Annotated in this window: 23 protein-coding genes; 17 read left to right on the forward strand and 6 right to left on the reverse strand. The window is 68.6% G+C overall.

Annotated elements, in window-relative coordinates:
* From ACP7AS_RS12060 to ACP7AS_RS12070, 3 genes are all read left to right on the forward strand, one after another.
* On the forward strand, positions 1 to 462 hold a 462-nt coding region (locus ACP7AS_RS12060; RefSeq protein WP_426029105.1), incomplete at its 5' end, for an aldehyde dehydrogenase family protein.
* Complete coding sequence (locus tag ACP7AS_RS12065; RefSeq protein ID WP_426029106.1) at positions 462 to 929, forward strand: GNAT family N-acetyltransferase; 468 nt, start codon at positions 462 to 464, stop codon at positions 927 to 929. The genes ACP7AS_RS12060 and ACP7AS_RS12065, both read left to right, overlap by 1 nt.
* A gap of 86 nt (positions 930 to 1,015) precedes the next feature.
* Positions 1,016 to 1,891, forward strand: a complete 876-nt coding sequence (locus tag ACP7AS_RS12070) for a hypothetical protein (protein WP_426029107.1) — start codon at positions 1,016 to 1,018, stop codon at positions 1,889 to 1,891.
* A gap of 146 nt (positions 1,892 to 2,037) precedes the next feature.
* Here ACP7AS_RS12070 and ACP7AS_RS12075 read toward each other — a convergent pair whose 3' ends face one another.
* Positions 2,038 to 3,201, reverse strand: coding sequence for an aminotransferase class V-fold PLP-dependent enzyme (locus ACP7AS_RS12075; RefSeq protein WP_426029108.1), 1,164 nt, complete (start codon positions 3,199 to 3,201; stop codon positions 2,038 to 2,040).
* Positions 3,202 to 3,345: 144 nt separating this feature from the next.
* Here ACP7AS_RS12075 and ACP7AS_RS12080 point away from each other — a divergent pair, with 144 nt between their 5' ends.
* Positions 3,346 to 3,777 carry a hypothetical protein gene (locus ACP7AS_RS12080; protein WP_426029109.1) on the forward strand — a complete coding sequence of 144 codons (432 nt, stop codon included), beginning with the start codon at positions 3,346 to 3,348 and terminating at the stop codon, positions 3,775 to 3,777.
* 56 nt (positions 3,778 to 3,833) lie between these two features.
* Here ACP7AS_RS12080 and ACP7AS_RS12085 read toward each other — a convergent pair whose 3' ends face one another.
* Both ACP7AS_RS12085 and secA read right to left on the reverse strand, forming a co-directional pair.
* On the reverse strand, positions 3,834 to 4,337 hold the full coding sequence (locus ACP7AS_RS12085; protein ID WP_426029110.1) for a hypothetical protein: 504 nt from the start codon (positions 4,335 to 4,337) through the stop codon (positions 3,834 to 3,836).
* Positions 4,338 to 4,526: 189 nt separating this feature from the next.
* Complete coding sequence (secA, locus tag ACP7AS_RS12090) at positions 4,527 to 7,382, reverse strand: preprotein translocase subunit SecA (protein WP_426029111.1); 2,856 nt, start codon at positions 7,380 to 7,382, stop codon at positions 4,527 to 4,529.
* 239 nt (positions 7,383 to 7,621) lie between these two features.
* Here secA and ACP7AS_RS12095 point away from each other — a divergent pair, with 239 nt between their 5' ends.
* Genes ACP7AS_RS12095 through ACP7AS_RS12110 form a run of 4 tightly spaced genes read left to right on the forward strand, consistent with a single transcriptional unit; the run spans position 7,622 to position 10,600 of the window.
* Positions 7,622 to 8,590: a peptidylprolyl isomerase gene (locus ACP7AS_RS12095; protein ID WP_426029112.1), complete on the forward strand. Its 969-nt coding sequence runs from the start codon at positions 7,622 to 7,624 to the stop codon at positions 8,588 to 8,590.
* Positions 8,587 to 9,990, forward strand: coding sequence for a bifunctional glutamate N-acetyltransferase/amino-acid acetyltransferase ArgJ (gene argJ / locus ACP7AS_RS12100; protein WP_426029113.1), 1,404 nt, complete (start codon positions 8,587 to 8,589; stop codon positions 9,988 to 9,990). Before ACP7AS_RS12095 ends, argJ begins: the two co-directional genes overlap by 4 nt.
* On the forward strand, positions 9,987 to 10,397 hold the full coding sequence (locus ACP7AS_RS12105) for a (deoxy)nucleoside triphosphate pyrophosphohydrolase (protein ID WP_426029114.1): 411 nt from the start codon (positions 9,987 to 9,989) through the stop codon (positions 10,395 to 10,397). The genes argJ and ACP7AS_RS12105 overlap by 4 nt, the downstream gene beginning before the upstream one ends.
* A gap of 20 nt (positions 10,398 to 10,417) precedes the next feature.
* A complete protein-coding gene (locus ACP7AS_RS12110; protein ID WP_426029115.1) occupies positions 10,418 to 10,600 on the forward strand; it encodes a Flp family type IVb pilin in 183 nt (60 codons plus the stop codon).
* Between the two features lie 6 nt (positions 10,601 to 10,606).
* Here ACP7AS_RS12110 and ACP7AS_RS12115 read toward each other — a convergent pair whose 3' ends face one another.
* Positions 10,607 to 11,491, reverse strand: coding sequence for a methyltransferase domain-containing protein (locus tag ACP7AS_RS12115; protein ID WP_426029116.1), 885 nt, complete (start codon positions 11,489 to 11,491; stop codon positions 10,607 to 10,609).
* Between ACP7AS_RS12115 and ACP7AS_RS12120 the strand changes: the two genes are divergently transcribed.
* The 7 genes from ACP7AS_RS12120 to ACP7AS_RS12150 are packed head-to-tail and all read left to right on the forward strand — an operon-like array spanning position 11,490 to position 15,680.
* Positions 11,490 to 12,296: a ComF family protein gene (locus ACP7AS_RS12120; protein ID WP_426029117.1), complete on the forward strand. Its 807-nt coding sequence runs from the start codon at positions 11,490 to 11,492 to the stop codon at positions 12,294 to 12,296. The two genes, ACP7AS_RS12115 and ACP7AS_RS12120, sit on opposite strands and share 2 nt — an antisense overlap.
* Positions 12,297 to 12,326: 30 nt before the next feature.
* The gene (gene grxC / locus ACP7AS_RS12125; protein WP_426029118.1) at positions 12,327 to 12,584 is read left to right on the forward strand and encodes a glutaredoxin 3; all 258 of its coding nucleotides are present in this window, start codon (positions 12,327 to 12,329) and stop codon (positions 12,582 to 12,584) included.
* On the forward strand, positions 12,584 to 13,432 hold the full coding sequence (locus ACP7AS_RS12130; protein ID WP_426029119.1) for a carbon-nitrogen hydrolase family protein: 849 nt from the start codon (positions 12,584 to 12,586) through the stop codon (positions 13,430 to 13,432). Before grxC ends, ACP7AS_RS12130 begins: the two co-directional genes overlap by 1 nt.
* Complete coding sequence (locus ACP7AS_RS12135; protein WP_426029120.1) at positions 13,429 to 13,860, forward strand: DUF1178 family protein; 432 nt, start codon at positions 13,429 to 13,431, stop codon at positions 13,858 to 13,860. Before ACP7AS_RS12130 ends, ACP7AS_RS12135 begins: the two co-directional genes overlap by 4 nt.
* A gap of 1 nt (position 13,861) precedes the next feature.
* Positions 13,862 to 14,680: an AraC family transcriptional regulator gene (locus tag ACP7AS_RS12140; protein ID WP_426029121.1), complete on the forward strand. Its 819-nt coding sequence runs from the start codon at positions 13,862 to 13,864 to the stop codon at positions 14,678 to 14,680.
* 35 nt (positions 14,681 to 14,715) lie between these two features.
* Positions 14,716 to 15,171 (forward strand): DUF6265 family protein, encoded by a 456-nt coding sequence (locus tag ACP7AS_RS12145; protein WP_426029122.1) that lies wholly within the window; start codon positions 14,716 to 14,718, stop codon positions 15,169 to 15,171.
* On the forward strand, positions 15,126 to 15,680 hold the full coding sequence (locus tag ACP7AS_RS12150; protein WP_426029123.1) for a GNAT family N-acetyltransferase: 555 nt from the start codon (positions 15,126 to 15,128) through the stop codon (positions 15,678 to 15,680). Before ACP7AS_RS12145 ends, ACP7AS_RS12150 begins: the two co-directional genes overlap by 46 nt.
* A 223-nt stretch (positions 15,681 to 15,903) precedes the next feature.
* On the opposite strand, the gene ACP7AS_RS12155 is transcribed toward ACP7AS_RS12150, so the two are convergent.
* Both ACP7AS_RS12155 and ubiG read right to left on the reverse strand, forming a co-directional pair.
* Positions 15,904 to 16,125 (reverse strand): hypothetical protein, encoded by a 222-nt coding sequence (locus tag ACP7AS_RS12155; protein WP_426029124.1) that lies wholly within the window; start codon positions 16,123 to 16,125, stop codon positions 15,904 to 15,906.
* A 109-nt stretch (positions 16,126 to 16,234) separates the two neighbouring features.
* A complete protein-coding gene (gene ubiG / locus ACP7AS_RS12160) occupies positions 16,235 to 17,038 on the reverse strand; it encodes a bifunctional 2-polyprenyl-6-hydroxyphenol methylase/3-demethylubiquinol 3-O-methyltransferase UbiG (RefSeq protein WP_426029125.1) in 804 nt (267 codons plus the stop codon).
* A 55-nt stretch (positions 17,039 to 17,093) separates the two neighbouring features.
* On the opposite strand from ubiG, the gene ACP7AS_RS12165 reads away from it, so the two are divergent.
* Both ACP7AS_RS12165 and ACP7AS_RS12170 read left to right on the forward strand, forming a co-directional pair.
* Positions 17,094 to 18,383 carry an aspartate kinase gene (locus ACP7AS_RS12165; protein WP_426029126.1) on the forward strand — a complete coding sequence of 430 codons (1,290 nt, stop codon included), beginning with the start codon at positions 17,094 to 17,096 and terminating at the stop codon, positions 18,381 to 18,383.
* Positions 18,383 to 18,733, forward strand: coding sequence for a DUF3147 family protein (locus tag ACP7AS_RS12170; RefSeq protein WP_426029127.1), 351 nt, complete (start codon positions 18,383 to 18,385; stop codon positions 18,731 to 18,733). The genes ACP7AS_RS12165 and ACP7AS_RS12170 overlap by 1 nt, the downstream gene beginning before the upstream one ends.
* Position 18,734: the final 1 nt, after the last annotated feature.

An 18,734-nucleotide genomic window follows, 5' to 3' on the forward strand; every position in this document is an offset into this window, starting at 1 on the left:
GTCGTCGACGGCCGCGGCTTCTCGCTGCAGGGCCACGAGCGCGGCTATTTCATCGGCCCGTCGCTGTTCGACCACGTCACGCCCGAGATGGAGTCCTACAAGGAAGAGATCTTCGGCCCGGTGCTGCAGATCGTGCGAGCCGCGTCGTTCGAGGAGGCCCTGTCGCTGCCGTCGAAGCACCAGTACGGCAACGGCGTCGCCATCTTCACCCAGAACGGCCGCGCGGCCCGCGACTTCGCCGCCCGGGTCAATGTCGGCATGGTCGGGATCAACGTCCCGATCCCGGTGCCGGTCGCCTATCACACCTTCGGCGGCTGGAAGCGCTCGGCCTTCGGCGACACCAACCAGCACGGCATGGAAGGCGTGAAGTTCTGGACCAAGGTCAAGACCATCACTGCCCGCTGGCCCGACTCCGAGCTGGAGCATGCGGACTCCAGCTTCGTCATCCCGACGATGGGGTGATGGCGCCGACCATCCGATCCGCCGGGCCTGCCGACGCCGCCCGTATTCATGCCTTGATGCTCGGGCTGGCGGAGCATCAGGGCGAGACGCCCTGGCTGGCGGCGACACCCGCCAGTCTCGAAAGCGCGCTGGGCGGAGAGGTCCCCCGGGCCGGGTGCCTGCTGGCCGTGATGGACGGCCGGGACGTCGGCTACCTCTCGTGGACGCGGCCCTACGGGATCTGGCGCGGCGGCGACTATCTCAACCTGGACGACATCTTCGTGGACGACTCTGTCCGCGGCCGGGGCGTCGGGGAGGCACTGATGCGACGGTTCGCCGAACTCGCCATCAGCCTCGACCTTCCCGCCCGATGGGAGGTCAAGACCGACAATCTCGCTGCCCGCAGGTTCTATGACCGGCTCGGGGCGGAACAGTCCGACAAGACCATCGTCCGCTGGTCGGTCGCCGCCATGCGATCTTCCGACTGACCGCTCGCCTCACAGGCGTGCGCGACAACCCAATTCGGTGCTAGGCGTTAACCTCTGCGAACCGTGAAGCTGGAGCGCCTTCCCCCATGCGTCGCTTTTTTATCTGGTCGGCCCTCGCGGCCCTTATCGGCCTGATCCTCGCCGGCGTCGGCTACTGGGCCTACTGGGCCTATTACGCCCGCTTCCAGCCGGTGACGGTCAGCCGCGACCAGGCCGCCATCCAGCGTCTGCTCGACGAATCCTCATGGCTTTCGGCCGGCGGGGGTGGCGAGCCGCTCTATATCATCGGCTATCGCGACTCGGCCGCCATGCAGCGCTACGAGCGCGAGGAGGTGCCCAAGCTGCGCGCCGCCGGCGTCGAGGCCCGTGTAATCGTCTTCGCCCGGCCCGAGCGTGAGGGCCTGGCCCAGTCGACCGCCGCCGAACGCGCCACCGTGGCCGAGCTGTGGCTGACGCGCGACTGGACCCTGTACCAGCGCTGGACCGCCACGCCGGTGCGCAACTGGACCGCCGCGGGCATTCCCGCCGCAGACGGCAATCTGGCGCGCGGTGCCGTGGTCAATGCCGGGCGGACCTTTGTCGCCAGCCTGGCCGGCCATTTGAAGAACAACGGCCTGCAGACCGGCTATCCGGTGATCATCTGGCGCGACCAGCAGGGGTTCATGAAGGCCTGCGCCTGTTCCGACAGCCGGTCATGGACCTTCATCCGCGACGACCTCGGCGCGCCGGACCGGATCGAGACGCCCGGTGTCGCGTCCGGCGATCCGGCCGCGCCGGCTGCCTACCCCGGCGACGGCAGCCCCGAGAGCCTGCCCTATCCCAGCCTGCCCGGCACCCCCGGCGGTGCTCCGGCAGCGGCACCCGCCCCGGGGGCCGCGCCGGCCACGCCTCCCACAGCGACACCCCCGGTCCCGCGCAAGGCCCCGGAAGCCAAACAGAGCGACGACACGACCTTCTTCTAGGAGGGTTCCTCACCGCCGTGTATCCCGGCGAATGCCGGGATCCAGATGGCATGCCGCTCGTCTTGCGGGTCAGGCAAGCGGGCGGATCCAGCCATCGCGCCGGTGATCTGGACCCCGGCATTCGCCGGGGTGCACGGTAGAGAGGGCTAAAGCACCCGCCTGCACGTCTCGATCAGCCGCTCGACGTCGGCCTCATCCTGATACAGGCCGAAGCCGAAGCGGATCACGTCGTCGCGCACATCGGTGAAGACACCCGCGTCGAGCAGTCGGGCCCGCCAGTCGGCGGCCTTGACGTCGCGGAAGGCCAGGAAGCGCGCCCGGCTGATATCGTCCGTCAACGGATTGATCAGTTCGGCCCCGGACAGTTTTCCGGCCTCGCCGCCGGTCACGGCGGACTGGAACCGCTCCATCAGTCCGCGCGCGTGGGCCGAGACATCGGCGGTGGTCAGTCCGGCTTCGTCCAGCATCCCGCGCACGGCATTGAACCGGTACAGGGGCGAGACGTCGAAGGTCGCACCCCAGAACCGGCCGCCGTCGCTGCGGTACGGCACCCCGCCCGGCGGGCCCGAAAGCTCGCCGAACTCCGAGAACCAGCCCGTGATCACCGGCCGCGGGCAATAGCCGTCCGGGGCGTGCAGGAAACAGACGCCCTCGCCCGACATGGCGTATTTATAGCCGCCGGCCAGATAGAAGATCCGGTCCGCCACCGCGCCCAGATCGGTCGGTGTGGCCATGAAGCCGTGATAGCCGTCCACCACCACCCACGGTCCCGCCGGGTCCGCCAGGGCGGCCAGATCGGCGACCCGGCCGAACACCTGGCCGGTGCGGAAGAAGACCTGGCTGATGACGATCAGATCAAATCCGCCGGCGGTCGCCGCTGCCACGAACCGCGCGTCAAAGGTCTCGAACGGTTCCAGCGCGACGCGCGTGATCAGCGCCTCGCCCGCCTCTTCCCAGCGCTCGGCCTGACGCCGGAACGAATGGAACTCGCCGTCGGTCGAGAGGATACGCACGGGTTTTCGCTCGACGCCCGAGACGATCCGCAACAACAGGTCATGGGTGTTGGGCGCGAACACCACCGTGGCCGGATCGGGCAGGTTCAGCTCGCGCGCCACATGCGCCTGGGCCCTGGGGATCACCTCGCCGAAGATCAGGTCCCATTTCCGGTCGGCGAACCGGTTGGCCTCGACCCAGGTCTGCACCTGGGCGTCAAAACTGGCGTCGGGCCACAGATGATGGCTGTGGGCGGCGAAATGCAGCCGTTCCGGGTCCAGCGACAGGGCGCGGGAAAAGAGGGTCTTGTGCGACATGATCCGGATGTCGCACGCGGCCGCCCGGTACGCCAGTTTCGCAACTCACCTGAGAGGCGAGTCAGCCTTGTCATATGGTTAACCCCAACCTAACAATGATCCATAAAGTCCGGCGGGGGTCCGGCTTTTCTCAAGGGGATGAGAATGATCAAACGCACTGTAGTCGCCGCCGCCGGTGCCCTTTTGCTGCTGCCGGCTCCGGCCCTCGCACAGCAGCACAGCCGTTATGACTCGCCGCCGCCTCCCGCAGATTGCCGCGACCATGCTCACACGCCGAACGATCCCTGCACCTGCCAGCATGAGGCGGACTTCTACCGCCCGGTACAGCCGTGGAGCGTTAGCTATTCCGGCGGCCCCGGCATCCGCATCTACGGCCGCCCGGTCCTGGTCCCGTCAGGCCGGATTGATATCCAGGCCCCCCCGGTCTGGGTCGACGCACCGCCGATCCGCATCGCCGCCCCCCAGATCTATCTGCGTGCGCCCGATGTTCATGTCCGGCCGTCCGAGGTGACGGTCGAGCCGCCCGAGATTCACTATGTCGGTTGCGCCAGCGGTGGCTGCCCGCCCGCCAACTGATCTGCGCCGTTAACGCGCTGTTCGAATCCCGGCTGGACCTGGTCCGGCCGGGATTTCTATTGGCTCACCGGCGGGGTCGCTCCGGCGGCCCCCACCTGGCAGAAATCCCGCGCCTCACGGGCCATGGCCAGATCACCGGCGCGCAGGGCCGTACGGACGGCCGCATCGCATTGCTGCTCGCCCAGCAGACGGCCGACCTCATGCTGCAAGGCGGCGCGACGGTCGGCGGCGTCCTTGAGCAGGCGGGCCTGCCGGCGGTCGCCGGGCGTGCAAAGGGACAGCCAGGACGCCTCTGCACATCGCAACATCAGCCGGTTGGCCTCCACCGCGGCCGGATCGACGACGACGGGCGCAGGCACCGCTACGGCCGGCGGGCCGGCCATTTCCATTTCCAGGGTCCGGTTCGTGACGACCGATCCCGGCTCGGGGACGGCGGTGATCGGCGGGATGCGGTAGACGCAGATCCAGCCCTCAACGGTCATTTCGCAGGAACGGAGCAAGGCCTGTTCACTCTGAGGCACCGGCCCGGCGACAAGACCCAACAACAGCGCCAGAATCATCGCGGGCCTCCATGCTGGCGAACGCGTCCGCCCGTCATACAGCCTATCCGGAACACCGGATATCCCCGGCCGTCAACCAGGCTGCCTGAGGTCCGCCCCGGAGGACCTGCCACGCAAGTCCACCGCGGATCAGTCTCCGGAACGAAATCCGGGTCCTGATGGACTGCGCCCATCAAGACCGGTTTCGCTCTAGATCAGCGAGCCGTGGCAGTGTTTGAACTTCCGGCCGCTGCCGCACGGGCAGTCCGAGTTGCGCGGGGTGCGGGCCCAGCCGGCAGGCAGCAGGTCCACGGGCAGGCGGGCGCGATCGTCACCCGTCAGCTGGCCTTCGGGATTCTGGGCCAGCGGGTTGGCCATCTCGTTCTCGCCGGTGCCGGGGTTCAGGTGGATTTCCTGGAACTCGGGCATCTCCATCGGGGCCGGCTGGTCGAAGCGGAACTCGACCGTCATCAGCCAGCGGGTCACATTGTGGCGCAGCTCATAGAGCAGCGTCTCGAACAGGTTGAAGGCCTCGGTCTTATACTCGTTCAGCGGATCGCGCTGGCCATAGCCACGCAGGCCGATGACGCCGCGCAGGTGGTCCAGATGGACCAGATGCTCGCGCCACTGCATGTCGATCATCTGCAGCAGGAACTGCTTCTCGAGGCCGCGCGTCTGCTCGGTTCCGATCTGCTCCATCCGTTCGGCCGCGCGCGCGTCGGCGGCGGCGACCACGCGCTCCTCGATCTCCTCGTTGGACACGCCTTCCTCGGCCGCCCAGTCATGCAGCGGCAGCTCCAGGCCCAGCGTTGAACGCACCTTCTCGTCCAGCCCGTCCATGTCCCACTGTTCGGCATAGGCCTTGGGCGGCATATGTTTTTCGATCAGGTCCGCGATCACGTCATTGCGGAATTCGCCCACCAGCTCGGACAGGTCCTCGGAGTCCATGAACTCCTGGCGCTGTTCGAACACGGCCTTGCGCTGGTCGTTCACGACGTCGTCGTATTTCAGCAGGTTCTTGCGGATATCGTAGTTGCGGGTCTCGACGCGCTTCTGGGCGGTCTCGACGGCGCGGTTCAGCCACGGGTGGCTGATGGCCTCCCCCTCGGCCACGCCGAAGCTGCGCATGATGGCGTCCAGACGGTCGCCGGCGAAGATGCGCAGCAGGTCGTCCTCGCAGGACAGGAAGAATTTCGAGGTGCCCGGGTCGCCCTGACGACCGGTCCGGCCGCGCAGCTGGTTGTCGATACGGCGGCTCTCGTGGCGCTCGGTGCCGAGCACGAACAGGCCGCCGGCGGCCAGCGAGATCTGCTTCTGCTCGGCGATGTCGGCCTTCAGCCGGGCTTCTTCCGCGGCTTCCATCTCCGGCGTGACCTCGACGGCCATGTTGCGGTTTTCCTGGCGCCACTTCTGCAGCCGCATTTCCAGGTTGCCGCCCAGCTGGATGTCGGTCCCGCGGCCGGCCATGTTGGTGGCGATGGTCACCACGCCGGGCAGACCGGCATCGGCAACGATATAGGCTTCCTGCTCATGCTGGCGCGCGTTCAGCACGCTGTGCGGAATGCCGCGCAGCTGGACTTCGTAAGTGATGTCGAAGGCAGCGTCGCCGATCTTGGCCGCCTCCTTGTCCTTGCCGACAAACGCCGGCTTCAGGGTGCGGCCGGTCTCGACCTTGTGCTCATAGGTCCGCAGCAGTTCGGACAGGGTCTCGGATTTCTCGATCGACACCGTGCCGACCAGGATGGGCTGGCCGCGCAGGTGGCACTCGGCGATCAGGCCGGCGATGGCCAGATTCTTCTCGGCCTCGGTGCGGAAAATCTCGTCATCGTGGTCGATGCGCTTGACCGGGCGATTGGTCGGCACTTCCAGGACGTCCATCTTGTAGATGTCGAGGAATTCCTGGGCCTCGGTCGCGGCCGTGCCGGTCATGCCGGACAGTTTTTCGTAGAGGCGGAAATAGTTCTGGATCGTGACCGAGGCCAGGGTCTGGTTCTCGGGCATGATCTTCACGCCCTCCTTGGCCTCGATGGCCTGGTGCAGACCCTCGGACAGGCGGCGGCCCTGCATCATCCGACCGGTGAACTCATCGATCAGCATGACCTCGCCGGCCTTGATGATGTAGTCCTTGTCCTTTTGATACAGGGTGTTGGCGCGCAGGGCCTGGTTGATGTGGTGAACCAGGGTGATGTTGGCGGCGTCGTACAGGCCGGTGGTGTCCGGAGCAAACAGCTCGCGGTCTTCCATGATCTGTTCGATCTTCTCGGAGCCCTCCTCGGTCAGCAGCGCCTGACGCTGTTTCTCGTCGAGGTCGAAGGTCGTCTTGTCCTGGATCAGGTCCTTGATGATGCCGTCGACGATCAGATACAGGTCCGACCGGTCTTCCGTCGGGCCCGAAATGATCAGCGGCGTGCGCGCTTCGTCGATCAGGATGGAATCGACCTCGTCGACGATGGCGAAATGGTGCGGGCGCTGCACCATCTCCTTGCGGTCATAGACCAGGTTGTCGCGCAGATAGTCGAAGCCGAATTCGTTGTTGGTGCCGTAGGTGATGTCGGCCGCATAGGCCGCCTGCCGCTGTCCCGACGACAGGCCGTTGACGATGACGCCGACCTCCATGCCGAGGAAGCGATAGACGCGGCCCATCCATTCGGCGTCGCGCCGGGCCAGATAGTCGTTGACGGTGATGACGTGCACGCCCTTGCCGGACAGGGCGTTCAGATACACCGCCGCCACGGCGACCAGGGTCTTGCCCTCGCCGGTGCGCATCTCGGCGATACCGCCGTTGTGCAGGATCATGCCGCCCGCCAGCTGGACGTCATACTGCCGCTGGCCCAGCACCCGTTTGGAGGCCTCGCGCGCGACGGCGAAGGCCTCATTCATGACCTTGTCGAGCGTCTCGCCCCCCGCCAGCCGATCGCGGAAGGTTTCCGTCATCATCCGCAGCTCGTCGTCGCTCAGCGCCGCATATTTCGGCTCCAGCGCGTTGATCTTCTGGACCCGGCTCATGAAGTCCTTGACCTTTCGGTCATTGGAGGAGCCGAAAATCTTCTTGGCGATGCCGAACATGAATGATCCGAAGGCGGGCGAGCCACAGGGGCTCTGGTACTGAAGGGTGCCGAAGGAGCGGCGATGACGTTGCGTTGGGGTTCCCGGCGTCGTCGGCCCGGCGCGCCTGACACAGGCGCGCGCGAGGGCCGCGCGAACGTTCGAAAACCCCTCGACTTGGGCGCAGGCGGGACTTAAGCACCGGCCTTATCCCTGTCAACGCGAGGGCCTTTCCCGCCTCGTGACGGAGCGCGCCCCCGATGAGGCTTTCGACCCCCTTCGCCCCCGCCCTTGCTACCCGTGTCCTGATCGCCGCCTGCCTGGCGCTGTCGCTCGGCGTGGCGGCCTGCGGCAAGGGTCCCGGTTCGGACCGACCGCCCGAGCCCGGCGATCGCGCCGTGGCCAGGGTCCAGGACCAGACCATCTGGGCCTCGGACGTCAAGCGCGAGGCTGTGGCCCAGGGTCTGGTCGGCGAGGGCGAGCCCCTGGACGTCACCTCCGACCTGTTCCGTCGCGTGCTGGACGAGGTCATCGACCAGAAATTGCTGGCCGCCGAGGCCGGCCGCCGCGGCCTGGACAACTCCGCCCTGGCGCAGCGCCGGCTCGAGGCGACCCGCGAACGCATTCTCGGCGATATGCTGGTCGAGACCGTCGTCAACGGCACGATTTCCGACCGCGCGGTCGAGACCATCTACCAGGAACAGGTACGGCTGGCGCAGACGTCCGAAGAGGTCCGCGTCCGTCTGATCCTCTCGCGCAGCCGGCCCGAGGCCGACGCCGTCATCGGCATCCTGGCCCAGGGCTCGGCCTTTGAGGCCGTGGCTGCCGAGAGCTCGATCGACGACGCCACCCGCTATTCCGGCGGTGACCTGGGCTATCGCACCCTCGACGTCATGCCCGAGGCCTATGCCAACGCCCTGCGCGGCAAACCCGCCGGTTCGACCGTTGGGCCATTCCAGACCGAGGGCGGCTGGGCCGTCCTGCGCGTCGAGGACCGCCGTCGCGAGACGCCGCCGACGCTGGAGCAGGCCCGACCCCAGATCGTGCGCTATCTGACCTATGAGGGGGTGCGCCAGCTGCTGGAGCAGCTGCGCGGCAAGGCCAAGGTCGATGTCCTGCTGGAGGGCGACCCCACCCGATCCCAGGAACCCGCCTCGGCTCCGCGTCCCGCGGCCGCGCCCGTGACCGCTCCGCCTGCCCCCGCGCCCGCCGCGGCGAAAAAATCATGAGCCGTTCGCCCGAGGCCGGTCGCACTTCGACCGGTCAGAAACTGGAACAGGCGCTCGAAAAGGCGCTGGACCCGCTGGCCACGGCCCTGAAACGCGCCACGACACCGGCGCCGAAACCGGCGGCACCCGCCGCGCCCGGCAAGCCGGGTCTGGAGATTTCGCCGCTGGCCGTGCCCTTTCCGACCATTCCGCCGATCGGCGGGGTCGAGATCGCCACGGCCCGGGCCGGCTTCTACAAGCATGAGCGCGACGATCTGGTCGTGTTCCGCTTCGCCCGCGGCACCACCTGCGCCGGCGTCTTCACCCGCCACAAGATCGGCTCGGCCCCGGTGGACTGGTGCAAGCGGCAACTGGACGGGCCCGAGGGCGGTACGGACGTCCGCGCTTTGGTGGTCAATGCGGGCTGCGCCAACGCCTTCACGGGCAAGGCCGGGGCCGACGCGGCCCGCCGGACGGCGTCCGGGATCGCCAAACGCTTCGGCTGCCGCCAGCGCGACGTCATGCTGGCCTCGACCGGCGTCATCGGCGTGGTGCTGGACGACCGCAAGATCACGGCCCGCCTCAAGGACATCGAGACGGCGCTGGACGCCGACCTGCACCCGACCGAACAGTGGGCGCGCGCGGGTCAGGGCATCATGACCACGGACACCTTCCCCAAGGGGTCCTATGCCGAATGCCGGATCGACGGCCATACCGTCCGCATCGCCGGGATCGCCAAGGGCTCCGGAATGATCGCCCCCGACATGGCCACCATGCTGGGCTTCATCGTCACCGACGCCGACATCCATCCCAATGTGTTGCGGGCCATGCTCGGCCTGCACGTCCGCACGACCTTCAACAGCGTCACCGTGGACGGCGACACCTCCACCAATGACACCTGCCTGCTGTTCGCCACGGGCGCGAGCGGCGCCCCGCGCATCGGCCGGGTCGGCGACCGCCGGCTCAAGGACTTTTCGGCCGCCCTGGACAGGGTCATGCTCGACCTCGCCCATCAGCTGGTTCGCGACGGCGAGGGCGCGACCAAATTCGTCCGCGTCACCGTCGACGGCGCGGCCAGCCCCGCCTCGGCCCGCAAGCTGGCCAAGTCGATCGCCGACAGTCCCCTGGTCAAAACCGCCCTCGCCGGCGAGGACGCCAACTGGGGCCGCGTCGTCATGGCCGTGGGCAAGACCGAGGAGCCGGTCGACCGCGACCGCCTCGGCATCCGCTTCGGCCCCCATGTCGCCGCCGTCGACGGGGCCCCGTCGCCGACCTACGACGAGGCGAAAATGAGCGCCTATATGAAGAATGCCGAGATCGACATCACCGTCGACGTCGGCTCCGGCCGCGCCTCGGCCACCGTCTGGACCTGCGACCTGACCAAACGCTACATCGAGATCAACGGCGACTATCGGTCGTGAGCGAAGGACTTCCCACCGTCCTCGTCGTCGCCGTGGCCCTGATCGATGCGGACGGCCGGGTGCTGATCGCGCAGAGGCCCGAGGGCAAGCAACTAGCCGGCCTGTGGGAATTCCCCGGCGGCAAGGTCGAGGCCGGCGAACGGCCGGAACAGGCCCTGATCCGCGAACTGCACGAGGAACTCGGCATCGACGTGACCGAGGCCTGTCTGTCGCCTTTCGTGTTTACCAGCCACGCTTACGATTCATTTCACCTGTTGATGCCACTGTACCTGTGCCGACGCTGGTCGGGGGTGGTTCAGAATCGCGAGCACGCGGCGCTGAAATGGGTGCGGCCGAACCAGATGGCCGACTATCCTATGCCTCCGGCCGACGAACCGCTGGTCGCCTGGCTGCGCGACCTGCTCTAGCCGCCGAAAGGAGGGGGCCGATGCTGCGACGCTTCCTGACCCGCTTCCGGCGCGACGAAAGCGGGGCCACCGCGATCGAATACGGCATGATCCTGGCCCTGATGTTCCTCGTCATCCTCGGGGCCCTGCAGGCCTTCGGCGCGACGGGCAGCGGCGTCTTCAACGCTGCCATGGACAGGCTGCGGGCGGCCATGGGCGGCTGACCGCCCCTATTCCTCGCCCGTCTGTTCCCTGACGCCCAGCGCATCCGCCAGCCGCATTTTCGCCGAGCCGCGCGCCAGCGGCTTCTGCTGGCTTTCGTGCGGAGCCCAGCCCGCCAGATGCACGATCTCGAAGGTCGCCGGGATGCGGCCGTCGGGCTCGCCGTACCGCTCGGTATAGAGCTGTGCTGCCCGGGCGAGGATGCCGCGCGTCAGCGGACGTAGCGGCCCTGCCAGCACATTTGTCTCCCCCATGGCCCGCAGGTCGCCCACCAGCGTCGGCAGATCGGGATAGCGCACCGTCACCCGGTCGACATCCGCCACCGGCAGGGCGAATCCCGCCCGCTGCAACAGGGCCGCGCCGTCGAAGCCGTCGGCGAAGGGCGAGACCCGCGCCTGGGCCCCGCCGCGTGCCTCCAGCTCGGCCTCGGTCAGCACCGCGCGCAGCTCTTTCAGCGTGCCGGCCCCCAGCAGCGTGCCGAGAAACAGCCCGTCCGGCTTCAGCGCCCGGCGGATCTGCGTCAGGGCGCCGGGCAGATCGTTGGCCCAGTGCAGGCTCATCAGCGAGACGATCAGGTCCTGCGACGCGTCGGCGACGTCCAGCGGATCGTTTCCTGGGCCCGCGCGGGCGGCAAGGTCGCCCGCCGCGACCACCGGCCCCACCCGTCCCGCGGCCGCGCTGCCCTTCAGGGCCCCCGCGAAGGCCCCCGGATGCGCCGACAGATCCAGCACCCCGGGCCAGTCGCGCAGCAGGGCCTCCAGACTGCCAACGGCGTTGTCAGCGGCCCGCGCATGCAGGAAGTCGGCACGCGCGATCGTCTTTTCGCTGCGCGCAAGCCTTGCCGTACGGCGCGGAACGTCGAAGATGCGGGGTGGACCGGAGGAGGCGTTCATGAACCTGCAGGATGGGGGCTGGCGCGACCGATTGAAAGCGGGCGGCCTGCAGATCACGCGCGGCGCGCGGTCGCTGGGGCGCGGCCTGACCGACCTGCTGCTGCCGCCGCTGGCCTGGGACAGCCCCGAGGCGACGGCTTCCGCCGGCCTGACGCCCGACGCCTGGAGCCGCGTGGTCTTCCTCGAGGACCCGGTCTGCGACGGCTGCGGCGCGGGGTTTGAGATGGACGGCGGGGCCTTTGCCGCGCCCCGCTGCGCCGCCTGTATCGCGCGCCCCTACGCCTTCGACCGGGCCCGGGCGGCCTGCGTCTATGACGAGGCGTCGCGCGGCCTGATCCTGAAATTCAAGCACGGTGACCAACAGCCCTTCGCGCCCCTGTTCGCGCGCTGGGTCAGTCGCTCGGCCGCGCCGCTGCTGGCCGAGGCCGACGCCGTCGCCCCGGTGCCGCTGCATCGTTTCCGGCTGCTGTCGCGGCGCTTCAACCAGGCCGCCGAGATCGCCCGGCCGCTGGCCCGTCAGGCCGGTCTCGACTATCTGCCCGACGCCCTGACCCGGCAGACCCACACCACCTCACAGGGCGGCAAGTCCGCCCGCGGTCGCCGCCTGAACGTCGGCAAGGCCTTTTCCGTCACTGAGGAGGGTCGCCGCCGCATCAAGGGACGCCGCATCCTTCTGGTCGATGATGTGTTGACCACCGGGGCCACCGCCGAGGCCTGCGCCCGCGCCCTGATCGAGGCCGGCGCGCGCGCCGTCGACCTTGCCGTCGTCGCCCGGGTGCGAACCGTCCGGGAACTGCCTATGTAGGCATCAACCGCTTTCAGGAGATTCGCCCCCGTGTCCGACGTTGTCATCTATACCAAACCCGGCTGCCCCTACTGCATCGCCGCCATGGGCCTGCTGGATCGCAAGGGCGCGGACTATGCCGAGATCGTCGCCTCCAATGATCCGGCCAAAAAGCAGGAAATGATCCAGAAGTCCGGCGGCCGGATGACCTTCCCGCAGATCTTCATCGACGGAAAACACATCGGCGGCTCCGACGAGTTGCACGCCCTTGACCGCAAGGGCGCGCTGGACCCATTGCTCGAGGCCTGATGACAACGCTTCCGATCGCCCTGATCCAGACCCGGACCCCGGCCTCGCCTTCGGCCGCCTTCGCCCATGTCGAGCCCCTGATCCGGGATGCGGCGGCCGGCGGTGCCCGGCTGATCCTGACCCCGGAAGCGACCAATTTCCTGATCCGGGACAAGGACCGGCGTGCGGCCGCCCTGACCACCCAGGAGCGGGATGAGGCGGTCGGCAATCTGCGCGACCTGGCCCGCGAACTGGGCGTCTGGCTGCTGATCGGCTCGGCCATCGTCCGGTCGGGCCATGCGGGCGATGACCGCGCCGCCAACCGCTCCCTGCTGATCGACGACCGGGGCGAAATCGCCGCGACCTATGACAAGCTGCACGTCTTCGACGTGGACCTGCCGACCGGCGAACGCTGGCGCGAAAGCGCCTCGGTCCGGCCGGGCGAACAGGCGGTCGTGGCCGAAACGCCATGGGGCCGGCTGGGCCTGACCATCTGCTACGACATCCGCTTCCCGCAGCTGTACCGGGCCCTGGCCCGGGCGGGGGCGGTCATGATCGCCGTGCCCGCCGCCTTCACCGTGCCGACCGGCGAGGCGCACTGGGAGACGCTGCTGCGCGCCCGCGCCATAGAGACGGGCTGCTGGATCCTGGCCCCCGCCCAGGCCGGGACGCATGAGGACGGCCGTCGCACCTGGGGCCGCTCGACGGTGGTCGCGCCGTGGGGCGAGGTCGCGGCCAGGCTGGACCACGACGAACCCGGCGTCCTGTTCGCGACGCTGGATTTCGACGCCGTCGACCGCGCCCGCGCCGCCATCCCCCAGCTGACCCACGATCGCGATTTCGCGACACCGATCCAGGTCGCGAGATGATCCGCTACGCCCTCAGATGCGAGCATGAACACGGCTTCGAGGCCTGGTTCGGGACCTCGACCGACTATGACGACCAGGTGGCGCGGGGGCTGGTGGAATGCCCCCTCTGTGGTTCGCACGCCGTGTCCAAACAGATCATGGCACCGGCCGTCGCGGGTACGAAGAAAGCTCCCTCCCAACCCGACCTGGCGAGGATGCAGACCATGATGATGCAGGCGGCCCGGGAGGTGCGCAGTCATGTCGAGCAGAATTTCGACTATGTCGGCGACGCCTTCGCCCGCGAGGCCCGCGACATCCACGAGGGCCGGTCCGAAAAGCGCGAGATCTATGGCGAGGCCACGCCCGCCGAGGTGAAGAAGCTCAAGGACGACGGCGTCCCCTGCGCACCCCTGCCCCCGCTCCCGCCGGCACCGGACAAGCTGAACTGAGGTGGCCGCGCGGGAGCGCTATCAGGAGCACGAGCCGCCCGCGTCCCTGCGCCCCTTCGTCCGTACGATCTGGACCTATGCCGCCCCGGATCCGAATCCGACCGTGCAGCGGATCGCCCCCGACGGCTGCCCCGAACTGATCCTCGACATCGGCTCACCCTATGAGGAACAGGGCGACGACGGCGTCTTCCGGCTTCAACCACAGGCCCTGTTCGCCGGCCAGATGACCCGACCGCTGGCCCTGCGCCCGGCCGGGCCGGTCGAACTGGTTGCGATCCGGTTCGAACCCGACGGCGCGCGCGACTGGCTGGGCCACGCCCTCGTCGAGGCGACTGACCGCCGGCTGGACATGGTGGCGCGGCTTGCGGGCCTCGGGCCGCCCGCCGGCGATCCGGCCGGACAGGTCGAGGTCATGGTCCGCTGGCTGGAAGACCAGCGCCGGCGCAACAGCTGGTCCCTGGACCCGGTCGTGCGCGCCGGGATCGAGGCTGCGACAGCCGACGCACCGACGCCGGCTCGCCCGGCCGGTGAGCAACGCGCCCTGCAGCGCCGCTTCCTCGACCGTGTCGGCATCCCGCCGCGCATGCTGCGCTCGATCCTGCGCTTTCGCCGCGTCTTCGATCACGCCGCCGAAGGACCGGCGGCCGTCGGCTGGCTGGAAGCGGGCCTGGAGGCCGGCTATTTCGACCAGCCGCAAATGGCCCGGGATTTTCGCCGCTTCCTTGGCTGCACCGCCACCGAATGGGCCCGGGACCAGATCGGCCTGGCCCGCAGCCTCGCGTCGCAATCCTACAAGACCGGCCCGCTGTCGCCGCACTAGGGTGCCGCTGACGCCGAACCCAAGGGGACACCTCAATGCTGACCGCCGCCCTCGCCGCCGCCCTGATACAGACAGCGCCCGCGGCGACCCCTGACCTGTCATGGATCGCCGGCTACTGGCTCGACTGCGCCAACGGTCGCGAAGTCTCCGAGACCTGGAGCGACCCGCGCGCGGGCTTGATGGCGGGCCATGCCCTCACGGTGGCGCGGGGTCAGGTCTCGTTCGAACTTTCGCACATCGGCCCGACGCCGCAGGGCTTCGCCTATGTCGCCCAGCCCGGTGGCGCGCCACCGACGGTCTTCGTCGTGGCAGAGACCGGCCCGACCCGCGTGGTCTTCGCCAATGCCGAAAACGACTTTCCCACCCGCGTGATCTATGAACGCGACGGCGACGCCCTCAAGGCCCGGATCGAGGGCGAAATCGGCGGGCAGGCCCGGAGCATGGAATGGAATTTCAGGGCGGTCCCGCTGAACACCCGCTGCCCCCTCTGAGCCGGACGGGCCTCCGCTGGCGGCTGATGGCGGAGGCCGATCTGGATGCCGTCGCCGACATCGCGGTCATCGGCTTCCCCGATCATTTCGAGGGTCGCGACTGTTTCGAGAACCGGCTGGCACTGAATCCGTCCGGGTGTTTCGTCCTCGCCGACGAAGGCGGCCCGCCCCGCGGCTATCTGGTCGCCTATCCCTGGCGGGCAGCGGCGGCCCCCGCGCTGAATACGCTGATCGAGGCCATCCCGGCGGACGCCGAGGTTCTGTATCTGCACGATCTGGCCCTGCACCCCGACGTCCGGGGCGGCGGCTGGTCGCAAATCATTGTCGAGCGGCTGGCGGATCAGGCCCGCGCGGCAGGCTGGCCGGCGCTGACCCTTGTCGCGGTCAACAACGCCGCGCCCTTCTGGGAAAGGCGCGGCTTCGCTGTGGTCGACAGTCGCGCCATGACGGCCAAACTGGCCAGCTACGGCCCCGACGCCCGCTACATGGTCCGTGACCTGACGGTCTAGGTTCAATCGCCGTTCAGCAGACCCGCTGATCGTCCATCAACACCGTCTTTCCGGGGCCGCAAAGCGGAACCCGGAATCCAGGTGACTGGACTCGGCACGGGAGCGTGGGGCGGGCGGCGGCATCCAGACCCCTGGATTCCGGGTTCTTGTCCCGGCTACGCCGGTCCCAGCCCCGGAAGGACGCGGGAGGGAGCGGGTACCGAAGTCTGAGCGTCGATTGAACCTAGCTGCGGGTCCAGCCCTTGTTGGCCATACAGGCGCGGAAGGCGTCGCTGCGCAGGCCCCTGCCGGTGGAGGCGCGGCAGGCGTCGCGGGCGGCGTCGAACGGCTGGGCGTTCTCGCCATGCCAGGCCATGTCGGCGTCGTCGCTAGCATCGATGACGGTGACGCAGGCCGAGGTCATCAGGCTGGCGGACAGGGCGGCGAGGATCAGAAGGCGTTTCATGGAAGGGCTCCGGTTTCAGGACGCTGCAAGGCAGCCCTGTCATCCCACCGTGAAGCTTCACTGTCCCGTTACTTCGAGGTCAGGTCGATGAACCCCCGATGAACGGCATTCAGTCGCGCGTGGCGATCATCATGTAGTTGACGCCCGCGTCGTCACTTTCGTTCCAGCGGTCCGTGAAGGGATCGTAGACGAGGCCATAGGGCCCGGTGACCGCGACCGGCTCCTGCGACAGCATCAGCCGAATCTCGTCCGGCTTCAGGAACTGGTTCCAGTCGTGCGTGCCCGCGGGGAGCCAGCGCAGCACATATTCCGCCGCGACCTTGCCCAGCGCCAGCGACTTCAGGGTCCGGTTCAGGGTCGCCACAACCATCATGCCGCCCGGCTTCACCAGCCGCGAACACGCGCGGACGAAGGCCTCGGGATCGGCCACATGTTCGATCACCTCCATGGTCAGGACCACGTCAAAGGGACCGGCGGCCTCGGCCTCCAGCTGTTCGACGGTCGCCGCGCGGTAATCGATGTCCAGCCCCTGCTGTTCGGCATGGGCGCGGGCCGTGCCGATGTTCTCGGACGAGGCGTCGATGGCGGTGACCTCAAACCCCATCCGGCGCATCGGTTCGGCGACCAGCCCGCCGCCGCAGCCGACGTCCAGCAGGGTCAGGCCCGCGAACGGCGCGCGCGCCCTGGGATCGCGCCCGAACCGCTCGGCCGCCCGGTCACGAACGAAGGTCAGTCGGGACGGATTGAATTTGTGCAGCGGCGCAAACGGACCGCGCGCGTCCCACCATTCCGCCGCCTGGGCGGAAAAGCGCGCCACATCGGCGGGATCGATCGACGGCCCGGCGGCCTGATCGCTGGGTTCGCGACGGCTTTGGGGTTTGCGCGCCGATACCGGGTCGTTAGAAGCGGCCATGGGCCGAGGGATGAACCCGCGCGGCCTTTCACGCAAGATGGGGCGATCCGCCACGATGACGCGGCCAGACGAAACGCGGCGAGGCACGACGCGCCTGGTGATGAAGTTCGGCGGCACGTCCATGGGCGACCTCGAGCGCATCCGCCGTGCGGCCCGGATCGTCGCGGCCGAGGCCGCCACCGGCAAACAGGTCGCCGTCGTCGTCTCCGCCATGGCCGGCAAGACCAATGAGCTCGTCGCCTGGACGGACGGCGCCGGCCGTCCGGGCGCGGGCGTCGCGCTCTCCGACGATGAATACGACGTAGTCGTCGCCTCGGGTGAACAGGTAACGGCAGGCCTGCTGGCCCTGACCCTGCGCAACATGGGCCTGAACGCCCGCACCTGGATGGGCTGGCAGATCCCCATCCTGACCGACGACGCCCACGGCCGCGCCCGCATCGACGAGGTCCCCGGCGAGGTTCTGGGGGCCGCCATGGACAAGGGCGAGATCGCGGTCGTGCCCGGCTTCCAGGGCGTCAGCCGCAGCGGCCGTATTACCACCCTGGGCCGGGGCGGGTCGGATACCTCCGCCGTGGCGGTGGCCGCCGCCCTGAACTGCCCTTGCGACATCTACACCGACGTCGACGGCGTCTACACCACCGACCCCCGCATCGAGAGCCGCGCCCGCCGCCTCGAGAAGATTTCCTACGAGGAAATGCTGGAGATGGCCTCGCTGGGGGCCAAGGTGCTGCAGACCCGCTCGGTCGAACTGGCCATGGCCAAACAGGTGCCGCTGCGTGTGCTATCCAGCTTCATCGAACCCGACGAGAACGGCGCCCTGCCCGTCCATGCCGGCACCCTGATCTGCGACGAGGAGGAAATCGTGGAAAAACGCATCGTGTCCGGCGTCACCATGAGCCGCGACGAGGCCCGCATCACCCTGCTGGGCCTGTCCGACCGGGTCGAGGCCCCCGCCGATGTCTTCACCCGGCTGGCCGAGGCCAACGTCAATGTCGACATGATCGTCCAGAGCCAGGCGCGCAGCGAGGGGGCGGTCAACCTGACCTTCACCACGGGCCGTCGGGACGCCGCCCGCGCCGCCGACCTGATGCGCGCCGCCCAGCAGGAGATCGGCTTCGAGGAGCTGCGCGTCGACGAGGATGTGGCCAAGGTCTCGGTGGTCGGTGTAGGCATGCGCAGTCATGCCGGCGTGGCCCAGACCATGTTCCGGGCCCTGGCCGACAAGGGCGTGAAATTCCAGGCCATCTCCACCTCGGAGATCAAGATCAGCGTGCTGATCGACGCCGCCTATGCGGAACTGGCCGTCCGTGCGCTGCACGCGGCCTACGGTCTCGAAACCGTCTGATGCTGTACGGGGTCATCAAGGCCCTGTTGTCCGGGGCGCTGGTCGGACTGGTGTCCGAGACGGCCCGCCGCAACGCCGCCCTGGGGGCATTGTTCGCGTCCCTGCCGCTGGTCTCGGTGCTCGGCATGATCTGGCTCTGGCGCGACACCCGCGACGTCAACCGGCTGGCCGATCATGCCCAGGCGACCTTCTGGTATGTGATCCCCTCCCTGCCCATGTTCCTGCTGATCCCGGCCCTGTTGCGGCGCGGCGTCGGTTTCTGGCCCGCCCTTCTCGCCGGGTGCGCGCTGACCGTAGTTCTGTATGGTGTCACCGTAGCCGTCGCCGCGCGCGTCGGCGTTCGGCTGTAGG

The organism is Brevundimonas sp. TWP2-3-4b2 (assembly GCF_049897345.1).
GTDB lineage: Bacteria > Pseudomonadota > Alphaproteobacteria > Caulobacterales > Caulobacteraceae > Brevundimonas.

What these genes read in the sequence shown, in the direction of transcription:
- ACP7AS_RS12065 (WP_426029106.1), top strand. Translation starts at nt 462, where the DNA reads ATGGCGCCGACCATCCGATCCGCCGGGCCTGCCGACGCCGCCCGTATT.
- ACP7AS_RS12070 (WP_426029107.1), top strand. Translation starts at nt 1,016, where the DNA reads ATGCGTCGCTTTTTTATCTGGTCGGCCCTCGCGGCCCTTATCGGCCTG.
- ACP7AS_RS12075 (WP_426029108.1), bottom strand. Translation starts at nt 3,201, where the DNA reads ATGTCGCACAAGACCCTCTTTTCCCGCGCCCTGTCGCTGGACCCGGAA.
- ACP7AS_RS12080 (WP_426029109.1), top strand. Translation starts at nt 3,346, where the DNA reads ATGATCAAACGCACTGTAGTCGCCGCCGCCGGTGCCCTTTTGCTGCTG.
- ACP7AS_RS12085 (WP_426029110.1), bottom strand. Translation starts at nt 4,337, where the DNA reads ATGATTCTGGCGCTGTTGTTGGGTCTTGTCGCCGGGCCGGTGCCTCAG.
- secA (WP_426029111.1), bottom strand. Translation starts at nt 7,382, where the DNA reads ATGTTCGGCATCGCCAAGAAGATTTTCGGCTCCTCCAATGACCGAAAG.
- ACP7AS_RS12095 (WP_426029112.1), top strand. Translation starts at nt 7,622, where the DNA reads ATGAGGCTTTCGACCCCCTTCGCCCCCGCCCTTGCTACCCGTGTCCTG.
- argJ (WP_426029113.1), top strand. Translation starts at nt 8,587, where the DNA reads ATGAGCCGTTCGCCCGAGGCCGGTCGCACTTCGACCGGTCAGAAACTG.
- ACP7AS_RS12110 (WP_426029115.1), top strand. Translation starts at nt 10,418, where the DNA reads ATGCTGCGACGCTTCCTGACCCGCTTCCGGCGCGACGAAAGCGGGGCC.
- ACP7AS_RS12120 (WP_426029117.1), top strand. Translation starts at nt 11,490, where the DNA reads ATGAACCTGCAGGATGGGGGCTGGCGCGACCGATTGAAAGCGGGCGGC.
- ACP7AS_RS12115 (WP_426029116.1), bottom strand. Translation starts at nt 11,491, where the DNA reads ATGAACGCCTCCTCCGGTCCACCCCGCATCTTCGACGTTCCGCGCCGT.
- ACP7AS_RS12130 (WP_426029119.1), top strand. Translation starts at nt 12,584, where the DNA reads ATGACAACGCTTCCGATCGCCCTGATCCAGACCCGGACCCCGGCCTCG.
- ACP7AS_RS12135 (WP_426029120.1), top strand. Translation starts at nt 13,429, where the DNA reads ATGATCCGCTACGCCCTCAGATGCGAGCATGAACACGGCTTCGAGGCC.
- ACP7AS_RS12145 (WP_426029122.1), top strand. Translation starts at nt 14,716, where the DNA reads ATGCTGACCGCCGCCCTCGCCGCCGCCCTGATACAGACAGCGCCCGCG.
- ACP7AS_RS12150 (WP_426029123.1), top strand. Translation starts at nt 15,126, where the DNA reads ATGGAATTTCAGGGCGGTCCCGCTGAACACCCGCTGCCCCCTCTGAGC.
- ACP7AS_RS12155 (WP_426029124.1), bottom strand. Translation starts at nt 16,125, where the DNA reads ATGAAACGCCTTCTGATCCTCGCCGCCCTGTCCGCCAGCCTGATGACC.
- ubiG (WP_426029125.1), bottom strand. Translation starts at nt 17,038, where the DNA reads ATGGCCGCTTCTAACGACCCGGTATCGGCGCGCAAACCCCAAAGCCGT.
- ACP7AS_RS12165 (WP_426029126.1), top strand. Translation starts at nt 17,094, where the DNA reads ATGACGCGGCCAGACGAAACGCGGCGAGGCACGACGCGCCTGGTGATG.
- ACP7AS_RS12170 (WP_426029127.1), top strand. Translation starts at nt 18,383, where the DNA reads ATGCTGTACGGGGTCATCAAGGCCCTGTTGTCCGGGGCGCTGGTCGGA.